The 15,019-nt window shown below is 70.7% G+C and carries 14 protein-coding genes; all 14 read right to left on the reverse strand.

Going from position 1 to position 15,019, the window contains the following annotated elements:
* Window positions 1-5: 5 nt before the first annotated feature.
* Entirely contained in the window at window positions 6-2,255 is a 2,250-nt protein-coding gene (locus tag ACWCRB_RS09245; RefSeq protein WP_450995440.1) for a DNA/RNA non-specific endonuclease, read from the reverse strand.
* 14 nt (window positions 2,256-2,269) lie between these two features.
* The gene (locus ACWCRB_RS09250; RefSeq protein WP_450995441.1) at window positions 2,270-2,896 is read right to left on the reverse strand and encodes a hypothetical protein; all 627 of its coding nucleotides are present in this window, start codon (window positions 2,894-2,896) and stop codon (window positions 2,270-2,272) included.
* Complete coding sequence (locus ACWCRB_RS09255) at window positions 2,889-5,990, reverse strand: LamG domain-containing protein (RefSeq protein ID WP_450995442.1); 3,102 nt, start codon at window positions 5,988-5,990, stop codon at window positions 2,889-2,891. Before ACWCRB_RS09255 ends, ACWCRB_RS09250 begins: the two co-directional genes overlap by 8 nt.
* Window positions 5,987-7,294 (reverse strand): baseplate J/gp47 family protein, encoded by a 1,308-nt coding sequence (locus ACWCRB_RS09260; protein ID WP_450995443.1) that lies wholly within the window; start codon window positions 7,292-7,294, stop codon window positions 5,987-5,989. Before ACWCRB_RS09260 ends, ACWCRB_RS09255 begins: the two co-directional genes overlap by 4 nt.
* Before the next feature lie 6 nt (window positions 7,295-7,300).
* Window positions 7,301-7,690, reverse strand: a complete 390-nt coding sequence (locus ACWCRB_RS09265; protein ID WP_450995444.1) for a hypothetical protein — start codon at window positions 7,688-7,690, stop codon at window positions 7,301-7,303.
* Complete coding sequence (locus tag ACWCRB_RS09270) at window positions 7,687-7,998, reverse strand: hypothetical protein (RefSeq protein WP_450995445.1); 312 nt, start codon at window positions 7,996-7,998, stop codon at window positions 7,687-7,689. Before ACWCRB_RS09270 ends, ACWCRB_RS09265 begins: the two co-directional genes overlap by 4 nt.
* Window positions 7,998-9,749 (reverse strand): hypothetical protein, encoded by a 1,752-nt coding sequence (locus tag ACWCRB_RS09275; RefSeq protein WP_450995446.1) that lies wholly within the window; start codon window positions 9,747-9,749, stop codon window positions 7,998-8,000. The genes ACWCRB_RS09270 and ACWCRB_RS09275 overlap by 1 nt, the downstream gene beginning before the upstream one ends.
* Complete coding sequence (locus tag ACWCRB_RS09280) at window positions 9,746-10,114, reverse strand: hypothetical protein (RefSeq protein WP_450995447.1); 369 nt, start codon at window positions 10,112-10,114, stop codon at window positions 9,746-9,748. Before ACWCRB_RS09280 ends, ACWCRB_RS09275 begins: the two co-directional genes overlap by 4 nt.
* A gap of 80 nt (window positions 10,115-10,194) precedes the next feature.
* Window positions 10,195-10,701, reverse strand: coding sequence for a hypothetical protein (locus tag ACWCRB_RS09285; RefSeq protein ID WP_450995448.1), 507 nt, complete (start codon window positions 10,699-10,701; stop codon window positions 10,195-10,197).
* 53 nt (window positions 10,702-10,754) lie between these two features.
* Window positions 10,755-11,051, reverse strand: coding sequence for a hypothetical protein (locus ACWCRB_RS09290; RefSeq protein WP_450995449.1), 297 nt, complete (start codon window positions 11,049-11,051; stop codon window positions 10,755-10,757).
* A gap of 5 nt (window positions 11,052-11,056) precedes the next feature.
* On the reverse strand, window positions 11,057-11,449 hold the full coding sequence (locus tag ACWCRB_RS09295; RefSeq protein ID WP_450995450.1) for a hypothetical protein: 393 nt from the start codon (window positions 11,447-11,449) through the stop codon (window positions 11,057-11,059).
* 10 nt (window positions 11,450-11,459) lie between these two features.
* Window positions 11,460-12,596, reverse strand: a complete 1,137-nt coding sequence (locus ACWCRB_RS09300) for a hypothetical protein (RefSeq protein WP_450995451.1) — start codon at window positions 12,594-12,596, stop codon at window positions 11,460-11,462.
* 90 nt (window positions 12,597-12,686) lie between these two features.
* A complete protein-coding gene (locus ACWCRB_RS09305) occupies window positions 12,687-13,514 on the reverse strand; it encodes a hypothetical protein (protein ID WP_450995452.1) in 828 nt (275 codons plus the stop codon).
* Between the two features lie 17 nt (window positions 13,515-13,531).
* Window positions 13,532-14,983 (reverse strand): hypothetical protein, encoded by a 1,452-nt coding sequence (locus ACWCRB_RS09310; protein ID WP_450995453.1) that lies wholly within the window; start codon window positions 14,981-14,983, stop codon window positions 13,532-13,534.
* Window positions 14,984-15,019 lie beyond the last annotated feature (36 nt).

Below are 15,019 nucleotides of genomic sequence, written 5' to 3' on the forward strand. Positions count from 1 at the left end.
CCCGGTCAGTCGGCCGGGTTGTGGGACAGGTCGCTCAGGCCGGGCGTACGGATGTTCCGCACCGGGACGACGACCCGTCCGGACGCGGTCGTCGCCCAGACCTCGATCTCGTACGGCGCCACTTCGCGCCCACGGAACTTGGGGCGCACCCCGAACCGGACGTTGTGCCCCGCGCGGAGCGCCCTGATGACCGGGTTCTCGAAGGCGGTCTTGTACGAGGAGTTGTTGACCAGTACGTGCATCCAGGCGAGGTTCCCGAGGTCGCGCCCCGAGCCGCCCATCACGTTGGCGAGGAGGTGCCCCTTCCGGGCGCCGTACCTGGCCACGCCTTCGGGCTGCTGGCCCACGGGGTTGACGTCGTGCGCCGAGGAGGTGCCGGTGTTCAGGTCGGCCGGGGTGAGTTCGCCCATCGTGCCGGTGGGCAGACCGTTCTCCAGATCGCCCACGTGGACGCGGTCCGCGAACGCAACGGCTGTCTGCCGGGACGCCGAGGAGGAGGAGGAGGAGGAGGAGGAGGAGGAGGAGTCGGAGGCTGCTGGTCGCCGGGCATCGGACCGGCTCGGCATGGTCTCCACGTGCATCCCGCGCTCCCCCATCACCCGCGCCTCCATGGAGGTTCCCCGGCCCGTCACGACTCGCGCCGCCTCCTCGCGGGCCTTGAACCCCGGCGCGGTACCGGGGGCGTCGGGAGTGGCTGCGGCGCCGGTGGCCCGTCGTACGCCCGTACGGTCGACGGTGGTCACGGCCACGACGCGGGCCACGGCACGGCCTGCCTGAGCGTCGGCCCCGGCGCGTGTACCGGCCGTCCCCGGAGCGGTCGCGCCGGGAGCAGCGGTACGGGGAGGGGGCGCGACCGGCGCCGGGCTGCTCGGCCGGGCCACGGACGTGGTCGCCTCGCCTCTGGGCAAGTCACGTCCGGACGCGACGTTCCGGGGCGGCGCCGACGACGGGGTCCGCGGAACGGCGGCGGACGGAGATCCCCGAACCGGAAGCGGGACGCTCGCTGACGACGCCTCGCGCGCGGTGAGCGCCGCCACTGGCCGCCCGGCGCCGATTCCCGGCACTGCCATCCCGGCCTCGGTGCCCTCCATCGCGGCGCCCAGCGGCCGGCCGAGACGGCGCGTGGTCAGACGCAGCGCGAGCAGGGTGTTCCTGACGTACGCGCTGCTCGCGCCGGACGCCAGGAGCCGCGCTCCGGACCGTAGCGCCAGGCTCCCGAGCTTGACCGCGGCCCTGCCCATGAGGAGGTACTCGATCGGTCCGAGCCCCTCGTCGACCAGCGCCGCCTCACTGAGCCAGAAGTCGGCCACGTCCCCGTTCGCGTCGTGGATCCGGTGCTCACGGCGGCCGCTGCCGCCGGACACGGTGTAGTAGCCGACGATGTGCGGGCCGTCGAACTGCGGGACCGGCTTCACCTCGTTCCAGTTCGCCACCAGGTACTCCTCGAAGGGCGTCAACTGCCCACCGACCGTCCCGACGAGGTAGGCGTGCAGTGCCTGAGGGGTCATCTCCCAGCTGTGCTCGTGCACGACGAAATGCGTGTTGGCCTGATCTCCCCGGCCCTCGATCACCTCGGTCCGGTCACGCACCGTCAGATGCGTCCGGTCGCCGACCGTGACGGGGGCTCGCCGTTCCTCGAAGGTGAGCGACTTCCAGTGGTCGGGGTCCTCCGGGGTGGGGCCGTAGAGCATGCGGATGGTGTCGGCGCTCAGGGTGGTCGACGGGACCGGCCTGGCTGCGCCGGTCGGCCGCGCCTGCATGCCGAGGAAGAAGGATTCGAGCCCGTCGCGCTTCAATGCCTCGGTGAACGCCTGGTAGTTGACGGTGTCGGCGTACCAGTCCACGACCCGCCGGAGCCGGGCCAGGTCACGGCGGCTGCCGATCCTCAGGAGCACGCTCGCTTCCAGCAGGAGCCGGTCCTCGAATCGTGGCCCGGCATGCGTGCGACGGTGCGGGCCCGCCGGTGCTGGCGGCGCTCCCCGAACAGGCACGGTGACGGGACGGCCGCCGTCGTCATAACTGGGCACTTGCGCGCCGCCCCGGTCGCTCGCCGCGTCCCGGTCCGGCTCGTACCGCTCCCGCACCGGCGGAGCGGTCCCTGCCTCGAAGCGGTGCCGCTCGGCCAGCACCCGCTCCACCTGCGCCACTCGCGCCGCCACGGTACGGGCCAGCGCCCGGCCGAGCTGCTCCAGCTGTGCCGGGGTCGGCTCCCCCACCATCCGGACGGATATGGGGACATGGCAGTCGATCGGCATGGGGGATCGATCCCTCAGGGGTTGGTGTAGGTGATCTGGAACGACACCAGGGTGACCGGGTCGGGGACGGTGCCCACCCCGCTGTTCGCCGAGATCACATAGCGGTAGTTCGCCAGGTCGACGACGTTGACCTCGGACGGGGTCAAGGGCACCTCGGTGTCGAGCGGAACCGTGCCGGTGTCGAAGGACACGACCTTCTGGACGGCGCCGTCGGTCAGGGACACCCGGTTGAGGAAGAAGACCGTGTTCTGTCCACTGGGCGCCGCGCCCCGGCCACGGACCCGCACCGAGGTCATCGTCACCCGGTCGGGCAGCGCCAGGGCCAGCACCCCCGCGGGCGCGGCGGACGTCGGTGCCACGGCGTTGCCCGAATTCTGCAGTGCCCACGCCCCCGAGCCCTGGACGGGTTGCAGTGTCGGGGCGAACGAGGCGGTGACCGTGCGGGGCACGGTGGGCACCCGGGCGCCCAGCCGGTCGAGTTCGGTGCCGATCTGTGCGACGACCGTGGACACGCCCTGGAGGTCGTTCTCGATGGTCTCGAACCGGATGTTGAAGCCGTTCGTGCCGCCGGCCTCGCAGCGGTCGATGTTGTCGACCCAGGCGAAGTGGTGGAATTTCGGCGTGTAACTGAAGTCAGCCACGGGTGTTGTCCCTTCGTAGCGGTGGCAGCACGCTGCGGATGCGGAACTTGGGAAAGGTGAAGTCGGGGTTGACCTCGGCGAGATTGCCGCGGACCTCGACGGTGTGATCGCGGATCAGCTGGGTGTTGACCTCGATGCCCACCGGGTGCAGGGCGTTCAGGATGTTGAGGATCAGGTCGTACTGGTCCTTGGAGATCACCGTGTCCGGGTTGTCCAGCTCGGGCCGCAGCCCGACCCGGAAGGTGTACGGGGCGGGCAGGTCGCCGAGCAGATAGGCGGCCTGCACCCAGGCCTCCCCCGCCGAGTCGCCGCGCAGGAGCGTGGCCGTCTGCTTGGGGTTGCCCAGGGTGGCGTGGGCGGTGTCGAACGTGCTCGTCGCCCAACCGAGCCGGACCCGGCCTGCGCCTCCCGATCCGGCGCTCACCAGCACCGGCCGCACCGACACCCCGACCGACTCGCCCTCGTCCACCTCGATGACCGGGCCGCCGTCCGGGCCGTGCACCACGACCAGCTCCCCGGGAGCCTGCCGTACGACCACGGTGGCGCCTGCCCGCTCGACATGGCCGAACCCGACGGCATGCGCGAGTGCGGCAAGTGCGCCCGGCGGGACGGTGGTGTGCCGCAGGACCAGCGTCCGGCCATGGGCGCCGAACTCGTCACCGGCGGGCTGGTACGCCGACTCCACGACGAGCCGGCCCTCGGCCGACCGCCGGTCCAACTCGGCGAGCAGCGCGTCCAGCATCCGTCCCACGGCGGGCTGCATGAGGCGGTTGTCGTCGGTATCGCCGTAGTCCACCCGTGGGTCGTCGTGGCGTACGAGGAACTGCCGGTCGAAGAACTCGTCGGGGTCTCCGACCACTTCGGCCGGTGCTCCGAGAGCGCCGTCGGCCGCGATCGTCCCGCCGTCCGGGAGGTCGGGCACGCCGATGCGCAGCGGCCGGCTCGCGGACGCGGTGTGCCTGCCCCGGGTCACCTCCGCCTTCACGATCAGCGCGCCGGGCGCGGTGGCCCGTGCGTCCGTGGTCGACGTCGGGCGGCCCAGCGGGCCGGTCGTGGTGAGCGTGGCGCGTCCGGGGCCGGCCGGTACGGTCAGCCAGCGCAGCACGGAGTCCGCGGGTGGTGCAGGCCTCAGCGAAAGCTCAGCCGTCTGCCCGACGTCCAGCTCGGTGGGGCCGGCCGGGGCCGGGGTGAGGTCGACGGCGAAGTAGTCGCCCGGTGCGCAGGCCGCGTAGACCTGTGCCCCGTCGGGCCGTTCCTCGGTGCGGAGGTGTACGAAGCCGAAACCGGCGCGGTGGGCCAGCGCGGCCAGCCGTCCCTGCGCGATCGTGCCGTGTCCGAGCAGCACCGCCCGTCCGGTGGCCCGCAGGTCGGCCGCGCGGGGATCGAACGCGGCGCTGATCCGCAGTCGGCCCGGGGTGCCCGACTCGGCGGAGGCCAGGGTGAGCAGTCGGTCCAGGGTGTCGGCGACGCCGACCTGGACGAGGTGCGGATCTGCGGAGTTCTCGCCGGGCGGCGGGTCGGTGAAGTCGACGTCCGGTCGGTCGTAGCGCAGCAGGAACACCGGGTCGAACTGCTCCTCCTGCTCTGCGGTGCCGACAGTGTCCGCTTCGTTCGCCTCGCGTCGGCCCGCCGCGTCGATGCGTTCCCCCGGCCGCAGCGCGACCGGGCGGATGCGTACCGGGCGGGTGCCGCGGACCAGGGTGGCGTTGGCGTCCTGGACGACCAGCGGGTCGCGCAACCCGCCGATGGTGCCGACCAGTTCGTTGAGCATCGACGCCAGGTTGGCCGGGGTCGGCAGGGCCCAGCGCCGGAACAGCCTGAGCCTTCTGCGGTAGTGCTCGTCCGCCTCGCCCAGCACGGGCGCGAAGTCGGTCCGGGCCACGGCGGAGATCCGTACCTCGTCGATCACGCCTCGGAACGCGCTGCCGTCCGGGCCGATCCGCAGCGGCGCGGTGTTCACCACGGCGCCGAGCCGGCCGAGCGGCGCCATGACCCGCAGTACGCCGTCGATGTAGAGCCGGAGTTCTCCGGTGGTCCGGTCCAGGACGCCGGCGAGGTGGGTGAAGGCGTCCGTCGGCAGGCTCAGATCGGCGAAGAGGGTGACGGGTGGAGTGGTCCCGTCGCTGACGAGCAGCCGTGGGTTCCGGGCCACGCCTCGGCCGAACTCGCCGACGGAGAGCAGCCAGCCGGCCCCCGCGCCGCCCGGGGCCGGGTGCCGGGACAGCACTTGGCCGTCGCCGCTGTCGGCGTCGGGGCGGACGAAACACTCCACTGTGGCGCTGCCGTTCGCGGCGATGTCGAACGCGGTGTCGGTCGTCACGTCGACCACCGCGTCCGGGGAGCGGAAGCCGAACGCGGCGCCGTACCGCCCGGCCGCGCCGCGCTGCACCGAAACCGCGGGGGAACCGGGATGGCCGGAGCGTCCGGGGTACTGACCGGTGACGTCCAGGGCGACCGTGCTCCCGGGGGCGTCGTCGAGGTGGTACAGCGCGACGGTGCCGGAGTCGAACCCGTAGGGCAGCGGCGGGAACCTGGGCACGCCGAGGTCGGCGCCGATCAGGTCGAGACTGCGGCCGGTCGCCGTGGGCAGATGCCGTTGGGCGACCGTACGGGCCAACTGGCCGCGCAGTTGGTCGCGTTCACCGCCGAGCACCCACAGCACCTTGGCCGTGTTGCCCAGCAACGCGGTCAACCGCCATGCCCGGTCCGGGCGTTCGTCCGCCGGGGCCGGTGTCATCCGCAGGCCGGTGATCCGGATCTGCGCGGAGACCGGTATCGCGAGCGCGACGGAGGAGCCCGCCACGCTCCCGGCCGGGAAAGCCGCCCGTACCGTCTCCGGCGGGCCGCCCGGCCGGGTGTAGGTCACCGTCACGGTGGTGTCGGCCGCCAAGTCCCGTGCCGTGGCCAGGACATGGCTGGGCTCCGGCGGGCGGTCGAACCGGCTCTGGTGCTCGGTGAAGTCGTACGGTGCCACCTCGGCGGCCGACGGGTCCGCGCCCGGCAGCAGCCGCAGGTCGAGGCTGTCGGCGCCGCGTGCGAACGGTGTCGTCAGCCGCCCGCTCATCCGGACCGCGGCGAGCCCCGGCCCGGTCATGACGTCACCAGCGTGATGTCCAGGGCGTCCCCGCCGGGCGAGAAGACCGCCAGTTCGGTCGGGCCCATGACCAGGTTCTCCCCCACCTCTGCCTCCACCGTCACGCTCTGCCGGGTCACCGCGCCGAAGGTGGCCGGACCGGACGGCACCGGGCTGCGCCGCAGGTGCAGTTGCTGTACGTCGGCCACCCCGGGCTGTTCCACGAACGCCCGAACGACCTGCGAGTACAGGACGTCGCCGCCGAGCCGGAGGCTGCCGATGTCGGTGGCGAGCCGCTGCCGGATCGAGGCCAGCAGGGCGGCCCCGTCCGATCCCGGCTGGACGACCACCTTCGCCCGTACCCCGACCTCGACATGGATGGCCTCGACGATGTTCGGATGGACGCCCACCGGCCGTACCGTGTCGACGGCGGCGGTGACCCGCTCGAAGATCCCCTGTACAGGACCGATGGTCCGCCACGGCGCCCGGAAGTCGTGCGCCACCAGGACGTTGAAGAAGTACGGTTCGCCGATCCGCCGGGCCTCCGAGCTGAAGGCGCGCTGGTCGAAGGCGAACGTGCCGAAGTAGCTCTGGGAGACGTCCACTCCGCCTAGCGGATCGGACAGCACCACGTCCAGGACGCCGCTCACGCCGAGCGCCGCCTGGGCCACCGACTCCACCGTCCACAGGTTGCGGGCCAGTCCGGCCAGCCGGGCGCGGTAGGTGTCGTCGGGGACGGTCCTGTCGCCACCGCTGGTCGCCTTCGGGTTCGTCACGGTCAGCGTGGCGGTGCCGAGGTCGGCCAGGAAGATCGAGCGGTACGTGGGGTCGATGCCGGTGATCGCGCCGGCCGCGACGTTCCCGGCGGGCCCCGGCTCGAAGGCGACCACGTCCACCGTGGCGTTCCGCTGTGTCGCGTCCAGTGTCACCGGGGCGGTCGTGCCGAAGGCGCGCACCGGGGCGGCGGTGACCAGGATGGTGCCCTCGGGCACGACATAGCGCCGGCCGGGTGCCCCGCCGCCCAGGGTGATCCGTACCGTGCCGGTGCTGGGCAGGTGCGGCCTGGCCAGGCCCATGTCCTCGCCGAGGAGGTCCAGGTTGTCGCCGAAGGCGGTGGAGATGAAGTTGCCGTAGTACAGGTCCTCCATCCGCTTCCACAGTTCGCCGTCCTCGGCGGCGGTGACCTCCAGGATCTTGCGCAGCGGGCTGGTGCCGGTCAGGTCGATGTCGTCGAAGACGGCACGCGCCCGCTCGAACGCCTCGCTGAGGATCCGGTCGACCGGCTTGAGCACGAAGCCGTCCTCGGTCACTCCGAAATCGGTCATCCCCGCTCACACCCCCACGTCCACGAGCAGCGTCAACGGATCGCCCGCCACCGTGTCCAGCTCGACCCGTACGGTCCACACGCGCCGGTCCTGGTCCTGGGCGTCGTCGAAGACGACCTGGCGGACGTCACGGACCCGGGGATCGGTGCCCAGGGTGCGGACCAGGTTCAACTGCACCAACTGCTTCGCCACCGACAGCGGGTTGGGCCCAGTGAAGATCCGGCCGATGTCCAGCCCATAGCCGGTGTTGAACGGATCGGACCCGAACGGGGTGAGCACGCGCAGCGTCAGCGCCTGGCTGAGGTTGGCCACCGACTCGACTTCCCTCAGCTGCCCGTCCGCCACTACCAGATCGCCGTCGTCGAGCAGCAGACTGCGACCGAACGAGGTGCTCATGCCGCCTCCAGTTTTGTCTGGCCCGGGTCGGCCACCCGCCACGAGCCGGCGTTGGTCGTCCCCTGCGTGGTGGCCAGCAGCACGGGTCGGCCGTCGATCGTCAGCGTCGTACCGACTCCGGCAGCGACCGCCGCGATCCGGACGCACGGAGTGGAAAGAGGGCAACCGACGATCCGGGCGAGCCGCAGATCGTCCTCCAGCAGCACCGGCGATCCGTCCACCGTCACCGAACGCAGGCCGGCCGTGACCAGCACGGTCCCCTGGTGGTCGCACCGGAGGACGGCTGCCTCGGTCAGGACTGCGGGCATCACGTCACCGCCACGGAGGAGCCGTCGAGTTTCATGCTGACCGAGCCGTTGGTCAGGGTGATCGGCCGGTCCGCCGTACTGATCGTGACCGCGCCGCCGGAGTCCACTGTGATCATCGTTCCGCTCTGGTGTTCGATGGTGATCGAGTTGTCGGTGGGTGGATCGGGCCGGGTACCGACCTCGGGCAGGCTGTCGGCGCCGACGAGTACGTGCAGAGCCGCCACTTGAATGACCCGCTGCCCGGCGGCGTCGGTGAGGTCGTTGGCGCCCTTGCCGCGCGGCAGGTCGTCCGCGCCCAGTTCGGTGGGCAGGGCCAGCCAGTGGTCGCCCGGCCGGTTGGGCGGACGCTCGTGGGCCGGGTTGTCCGGCCAGACGAAGCCGGTGATCACCGCGTCGTTGACGTCGCCGCGGTTGTGCGCCAGAACCGCGCGCATCTTCGGGTAGACGGGAGTGATCAGCCCGGTCTTGTGGAACGCGAACGGCGACACGACCGGCTTGTCGTGCAGCTCGACAGCGGTGTCGATCGGGCTGGCCACGCTGGGCGCCGCGACTCCGGGCTCCGGCCGCTGCCCGTAGTACAGCGAGGCCAGGTGCTTGCCGTCGGCGCCCGGGGCGTACTCGGTCACCTCCCCGAGGTCGACCACCGGGTGGTCCTCACGGCTGCGGTCCAGGACATCGCGCCAGCGGTCCACCACGCCCTGTACGCCGGTGTGGACCTGCGCCCGTTCGCCGGGGCGGGCCGCGATCAGCCGGAGCTGTGCGGTGTAGCCGGAGCCGACGCGGAAGGAATGCACGACGTGGGACAGCCGCAGTAGTCCCGTCGGTACGCCGGACAGGCCGGTCGTGGCGGCCACTTGGCCGACCCGCAGCCCGGGATGGCCGAGCACCGTCAGGTCCAGCGTGGTGCGCACCGGCGGCAGGGCGGCCGACTCGGGCCGTGGCACGTCGTCCACGGCGGGGCGAGGCGGAAAGGCCGGACGCGCCCCGGTGTCCTCGGCGGTCGAGCTGCTGAGGGCGACCAGGTTGGTGTCCGGGTCGAACACGACCGGCGCCGGATCAGTGAACGCACCGACCGCCGCGCCGAGATGGACCGCGCGGTCACGCACCACCAGCGGCACGTCCGCCCGCGCCGCGAGCGCGCCGAGGGCGTCCAGGGCGGATCCGGCCCGGACGGTGAAGTCCCGCAGTCCGCCGCCGATCGTGGAGCCGTCCGCCAGCGGTACGCCGGCGGCCTTGGCCAGTGCCGTCGCCAGGTCGACCAACTCGGTGCCCACCCTGCGGTCCTGCTCCACTGGCGTGCTGCGCAGCAGGTATCCGCCTTCCTCCTGGCCGCAGAGCACCGTGCGGGACAGACCGTCGCTCCCGACACTGCCGGTGACCGAGACGATCCGGCCGACCAGCACCTGCCCCGTGGTCGTCGTCCGGGTCGTCGGCTCGTCGAAGTACCCGAGGTGGATGGTGGCGTTGACCGGCTTGGCGGCATGAGTGTTCTTGATCAGCTCCGTGACCTGGCCGGGCAGGTTGATCAGGCTGATCTCGAACGTGTCCACGGCCGCGCCCTCGGTCATCGTCACGGTGATGTCCGCGTCGATGACCAGGGAGCCGCTCAGGACATCGTTGGACACCTTGAGCGGCAGCCCAAGCCCCGACCCCCCGGCCGCCGCTCCCACCGCCCCGGCCACCGCACCGGCGGGCACGCCGGAGACGTCGGCCTCGGCGATCTCGATCCGGTACCACAGCACGAAGCTCATACGAGTGCCACCCCGCCAACCACTTCGGAGCCGAACGAGCCGGCCGCGTTGAGATTGCGGAGATCCAGCCGCATCGTCCGGAAGGTCAGGGCCAGTTCGGCCGCCGGGTACTCCACTTCGGGCACCAGCTTGCGGCGCAGGATCGTGACCGGCCCGCCGGGTTCCTCCCGGTCCACCGACAGCGCCAGGAACGCCTGCGCGGTGGGCAGGTCGAGCGGGCCGGACGGCGCGCTGTCGACGATGTCCTCCGCGACATTGGCGTACAGCCGGAACTGGTAGTTGCGGCCGGCCACGGCCAGCCGGAACGCCTGCGGGAAACCCTCGTCGGCGTCGATCGGCAACCTGAGAAAACTGCGCGTCGCCACGGATGCCTCCTTCCTCGACCTGGTTGCTCGGGTTCTGGTTCTGGTTCTGGTTCTGGTTGTGTTTCTGATTCGCTGTGCGGCTACAACAGGCCCTGCGCCGCGCGGGCGATCGGGTTGGGTGCCACGGAGCCCGGCACCAAGGCCGTTCCGGCGCCCACGGCGAGATCCGCCACTTCGCCGACGACCGCGATCAGGCTGGACCGGGGCACCTCGATCAGCGAGATCGACACGTCCAGGGCGTCCCGTCTGGCCACGCTCTGGGTGAAGTGCAGCTCGGTGATCTGCATGTCCAGACTGATCGTCAGGCCGGACACCACGGGGATGCCGTTGGGCAGCAGGGCCGCCGAGGTCGCCACCAGCGCCCTGGACGTCAGTGCCAGGGCCTCCAGCGCCTTCTTCAAGGCCCACCGGTTGGAGCCGATCAGCAACGCCTCGATGCTGATCTGCTTCTTGGTGGGCCGGGTCGCCTGGAGGAACCGGCTGCCCATGATCCGCTCAATGTCGTAGCCTTCGACGACCGTCATCTTCTGTACGTAGAGCAGTGGTACCGGCCCCACCAGCACCGGGACGTTCGTCCCCGTCGCCATGTCTCCCCCCGCGCTTGTCGATCCGGCCGCGCCCGGTCTCTGAGCCGGCCGGCTCAGAGCCGACCGGCCAGCTCCCGCCCGATCTGGTCGAAGAACTGTCCGACCAGTTGTGCGCTCTCGCTCTCGGGCAGTGACCCCACCGCCTGTATCTCGACCGGAAAGTGGTAGTTGATCACCGGGCCGGCACCGGCGGCGTGCGGCGAGAGGGCCGCCTCGCTGCCGGGCGCGGGAACGATGTACTCGCCCTCGTGGACCAGCGCGATTCCGGTGCGGTCCACTCGTCCACCGGCGGCGAACCCGGGCAGTTCGAACGAGCTGCCCGTCCCCTCCTCGACGCCCTCGGCATCCACGACGGCTACGCCTCCAGACCGACGTCCAGCGCCAGACAGCTGAAGCTGGCCTGCGGTACGCCGTCGATCACCACGTTGCTGGGATTGGCCGAGGTGACGACGCAGCGGGCGAACTTCATGGAGTCGAACGCCCAGTCGGTGCCCTTCTTCTCGGCGACCACCACGGAGAACTGCTGGCCGTTCGCGGCCAGTTCGGTCAGATCGGCGACGGCCGCGGCGACCGCGGGCACCGCCATCATGAAGGTGAAGGTGAACGGCTGTCGGACGAAGCCGACGTTGTCCGCCTCGATGCTGTGCAGCACGGTGTGCGGCACGTTGAACGTCGGGGTGAAGCTCGATATCGGGGTGATGGTGCTGTCCCCGAGTTTCACCTCGAGCCTGGTGTTCCAGTCCGGCATCGCTGCTCTCCTAGTCGAACTTCATCGTGAGGGAGAGCCGGTGCATGGCACCGGCGTAGTGGATCGCCACCATGACCTGCACCAACCGCTGCACCTGGGCGTCGTGGATCTGGTCGGCCTCGGCGGCGGTGAGCGTCGCCGGATCCTTGTCCAGCAGCGTCAGCAGGGGAACGAAGACCTCGAAGCCGGTCAGTACGTCGTTCTGCACCTGCGGTGCGAGGACCGCCTCAAGGCGGGCGATCAGCGCGCGCAGCCCCGAGCGGCTGATCCGCACGTTGCCGATCGTCTTGACGAGTTGCGCGTTGAGCCGGAAGTTGAGGTCGTCGATCACGCGCAGGGCGTCGATGTACTTCGTCCCGCCCGGATTCCCGGTGTAGCCCTCTCCCATGTAGACGCCACCGCCGGGGATGATCGACGGGCTGGTCAGCCAGTTGACCCCGCGCCCGGCCGGTCCGGACTCGAACGTCTCCGAGCCGTTCAGCTCCCCGATCTGGGCCTGGGTGAACGGCGGGCTGGTGATGTTGACCGGCTTCAGCAGCAGGGAGATGTGCGGTTGGTGGCCCGCGATGGTGCCGGCCACGGCCGCCGCTGCGTCCTGGTCGCTGCGATGGGCGATGTAGACCATCCGCTCGTGGGCCAGGGTGCCCTTGACCGCGTCCGCCTTGGACGTGTCCTTGGGCAGCATGGCCACACCCATCCGCTGCTTGCCCTCGCCGCCGGTCTCCGACACCGAGGCGACATGCTTGGCCAGGGTCACCAACGCGCCTTCGGGGTTCTCGATATGACCGGTGGTGGCGTCCAGCGGAGTGTTGGCCAGCACCACGAGCTGCACGTCGAGGCCGGCGACCACGTCCAGCGCGGCCTGCCAGTCCGGGTCCTCCTCGTCCACCCGCACGGCCGTCACCAGGGTCGGTCCGGGCGACTGTTCGAAGGCGAGGGCCACGGCCTTCCCGAGGTCGCCCGGGGCCCGCCGACGTGCCTCGTGCGGGTCGGTGAAGTCGAGCGGGATGTTCACCTGGGCCGGATCGGCCGGCGGTGACTCCTCGGGCAGCGCGATCGTGCCGACCACGGCGATGTTGCCGTAGGCGCGAACGGCTGGTGCGAACAGATTGACTACCGGTTTCACCCGGACATAGCGGACGGTCATCGGCCCCTCCTCTGTCTCTCTCGGGCCTGATGTGCGATGGCGTTCAGTGGTATGTCGGTTTCCCGGCTCGCGTTTCTCGGCCCGCGAGCCTCAATTCGTGTTCAGGAACAGCGCCGCCACACCCGCGCCGGCGAACAGTCGCTGGACCGCGGCGGAGGTGATCCCGCTCTCGCCGGGCCCTTCTTCGGCGAATACGGCGGCGACCGCATAAGCCGCGGTGCATTCCGCCGGGATCGCGCGCTGCGGTGCACCGGTCAGTTTTCTGCTGGTTTCTCTGACCAATTGGGCGGCCCGCAGCCCCTCGGCGACATCGAATGGATCGACCGCCAGTGCGGCGAGCACGACATTCAGTGTGTACGCGTTTCCCGGATCGTCCGGGTCGAATGGTTCGGCGGCCCGTATGCGTACCGTTGTCAGCAAGTACTGGAAGGCGTCCCGCAGTTGTTCCACGGTGCTGATCCCGTGCTCGGCCATGAACGCGTCCAGGTCGATGAACGGGAACTGCCGGCGGAACTCGTCCAGCGTGGAAAAGCTGTCGGCCGCCTCGGAGACGACCGATTCGGCACCGGCCGGATCGATCTCCGCCACCACCGTGACCCGTAACCGGGCCAGGATGTCGATCCACACCGGATTCCGTGACGTCGTCCCGTCCAGGGCGAGTTCCGTCCGGGCAAAGCTGGGCACCGTCTGTGTCCAGGTGCCGGTCTTCCGGTCCGTCGCGAAGAGCGGGTGCTGCAACTCCAGTTCGCCCACCGTCACGTCCCGGACCCGGTCGATCCGGACCGCCGACAGGTCGTACGTCGCGGCCAGCATGGTGCGGATCAGTTGCCGGTCGGAATCCCCGGCGGGCAGGAGCAGCGCGCCGAACGCGGCCGGATCGCCCAGCTCCAGCATCACCCGGTCCCTGAATGACGTCACGTGCGTGATCCCATCGGCTACAGGTGCAGGTTGATGGTTCCGGAGGCGGAGACGGTGCTCCCACGGGAGTTGGTGACGGTGACCCTGAACGTGTAGGTCCCGGTGGTGGGCAGGGCGTCCCGCACCCGCCAGGTCGACCAGTCGCCGCCCGGCGACGTGTCCTGTGCGACCCCCGACGGCCCGTTGTCGAACACGTAGGCGACCTCGGTGATCCCGGACTGCGCGCCGTTCGTCGTCCCGGTGAGGGTGACCGGGTGCGGGAGTGAAGTGGCTGTCTGGCTCCCCTCGAAGGGGTCGAGCGCCACCGTGGGCGGCGCGCTGTCACGTCCCACCAGGGAGCGGGTCTGGGTCGAGGAGAGACCGTTCGGATCGGCACACGTGACGGAGATCGACCGGGATCCGAGCGGCATGGGCCCGAACATGACGGTCTTCGTGAACTCCGTACCCGTGTACTGGTCCGTCGTGACAGGGAGGCCGTCATGCGCGATGCTCACCGTGAACGGATAGAACTGATCGCTCCCCGACGTCAGCCGCACGGCGATCTGCCCACCGTCCGGACCCAGATCGACCACCCCGCCATCGGCCGGAGCCGCCCAGGTGAACACCGGCGGGCCCTGGGCGACCAGCGTGATGGTTCCGGAGGCGGAGACCGTGCTCCCACGGGAGTTGGTGACGGTGACCCTGAACGGATAGGTCCCGATGGCGGCCAAGGGAGCCTGCACCCGCCAGGCCGACCAGTCCCGGCCGGACGAGGTGTCCTGCGCGGCCCCCGACGGGCCGTTGGTGAACGTGAAGGCAACCCCGGTGATCCCGGACGCCGCCCCGTTCGTCCTTCCGGTGAGGGTGACGGTGTGGGGCGACGACCTGAGGGTCTGCCGGTCGCTGAAGGGGTCGAGTGCCACGGTCGGCGGCACGCTGTCACGTCCCGTCAGCGAACGGGTCTGCGTCGACGAAAGCCCGTTCGGATCGGCGCACTTCACGGAGATCGACCGGGACCCCAGCGGTGCCGGACCGAACGTGACCGTCTTCGCGTACGAGGTGCCCGAGAACTGCTCCGTGAGAGCGGGCAGACCGTCGCGCGTGATGCTCACCGTGAACGGCTGGAACTGATCGCTCCCCGCCGTCAGCCGCACCTCGGCCTGCCCGCCGGCCGGCCCCAGATCGACCGCCGCACCGTCGGTGGGCGCCGTCCACGTGAACGTCGGGGGAATCGCCTCGGCCACGGAGATGATCCGTGCGGGGGCCTGCAGCCAGGCTCCGTCGGACTTCTCCGCGTCCGCCGAGAGGCTCTGGTTGCCCACGTTCGGGAAGGTCGCGGTATAGGTGAATCCGCTTCCCCCGGCGGAATTGATTTTCCTGCCCAGAATGTAGAGATCCGACTGGGTGAAGGTGACCAGGGGTACCGGTTCCCAGTGGTTGGTCTCCCAGGTCCAGCCGGTACCGCGGTTGACATTCACCGTGATCTTCACCGGCCTCCCCGCCCGCACTGTTCCGGTCGGCCAGGA

The organism is Streptomyces sp. NPDC002156, from assembly GCF_053593675.1.

What these genes read in the sequence shown, in the direction of transcription:
- ACWCRB_RS09255 (WP_450995442.1), bottom strand. Translation starts at nt 5,990, where the DNA reads ATGACCGGGCCGGGGCTCGCCGCGGTCCGGATGAGCGGGCGGCTGACG.
- ACWCRB_RS09295 (WP_450995450.1), bottom strand. Translation starts at nt 11,449, where the DNA reads ATGCCGGACTGGAACACCAGGCTCGAGGTGAAACTCGGGGACAGCACC.
- ACWCRB_RS09275 (WP_450995446.1), bottom strand. Translation starts at nt 9,749, where the DNA reads ATGAGCTTCGTGCTGTGGTACCGGATCGAGATCGCCGAGGCCGACGTC.
- ACWCRB_RS09270 (WP_450995445.1), bottom strand. Translation starts at nt 7,998, where the DNA reads ATGCCCGCAGTCCTGACCGAGGCAGCCGTCCTCCGGTGCGACCACCAG.
- ACWCRB_RS09285 (WP_450995448.1), bottom strand. Translation starts at nt 10,701, where the DNA reads ATGGCGACGGGGACGAACGTCCCGGTGCTGGTGGGGCCGGTACCACTG.
- ACWCRB_RS09245 (WP_450995440.1), bottom strand. Translation starts at nt 2,255, where the DNA reads ATGCCGATCGACTGCCATGTCCCCATATCCGTCCGGATGGTGGGGGAG.
- ACWCRB_RS09265 (WP_450995444.1), bottom strand. Translation starts at nt 7,690, where the DNA reads ATGAGCACCTCGTTCGGTCGCAGTCTGCTGCTCGACGACGGCGATCTG.
- ACWCRB_RS09260 (WP_450995443.1), bottom strand. Translation starts at nt 7,294, where the DNA reads ATGACCGATTTCGGAGTGACCGAGGACGGCTTCGTGCTCAAGCCGGTC.
- ACWCRB_RS09300 (WP_450995451.1), bottom strand. Translation starts at nt 12,596, where the DNA reads ATGACCGTCCGCTATGTCCGGGTGAAACCGGTAGTCAATCTGTTCGCA.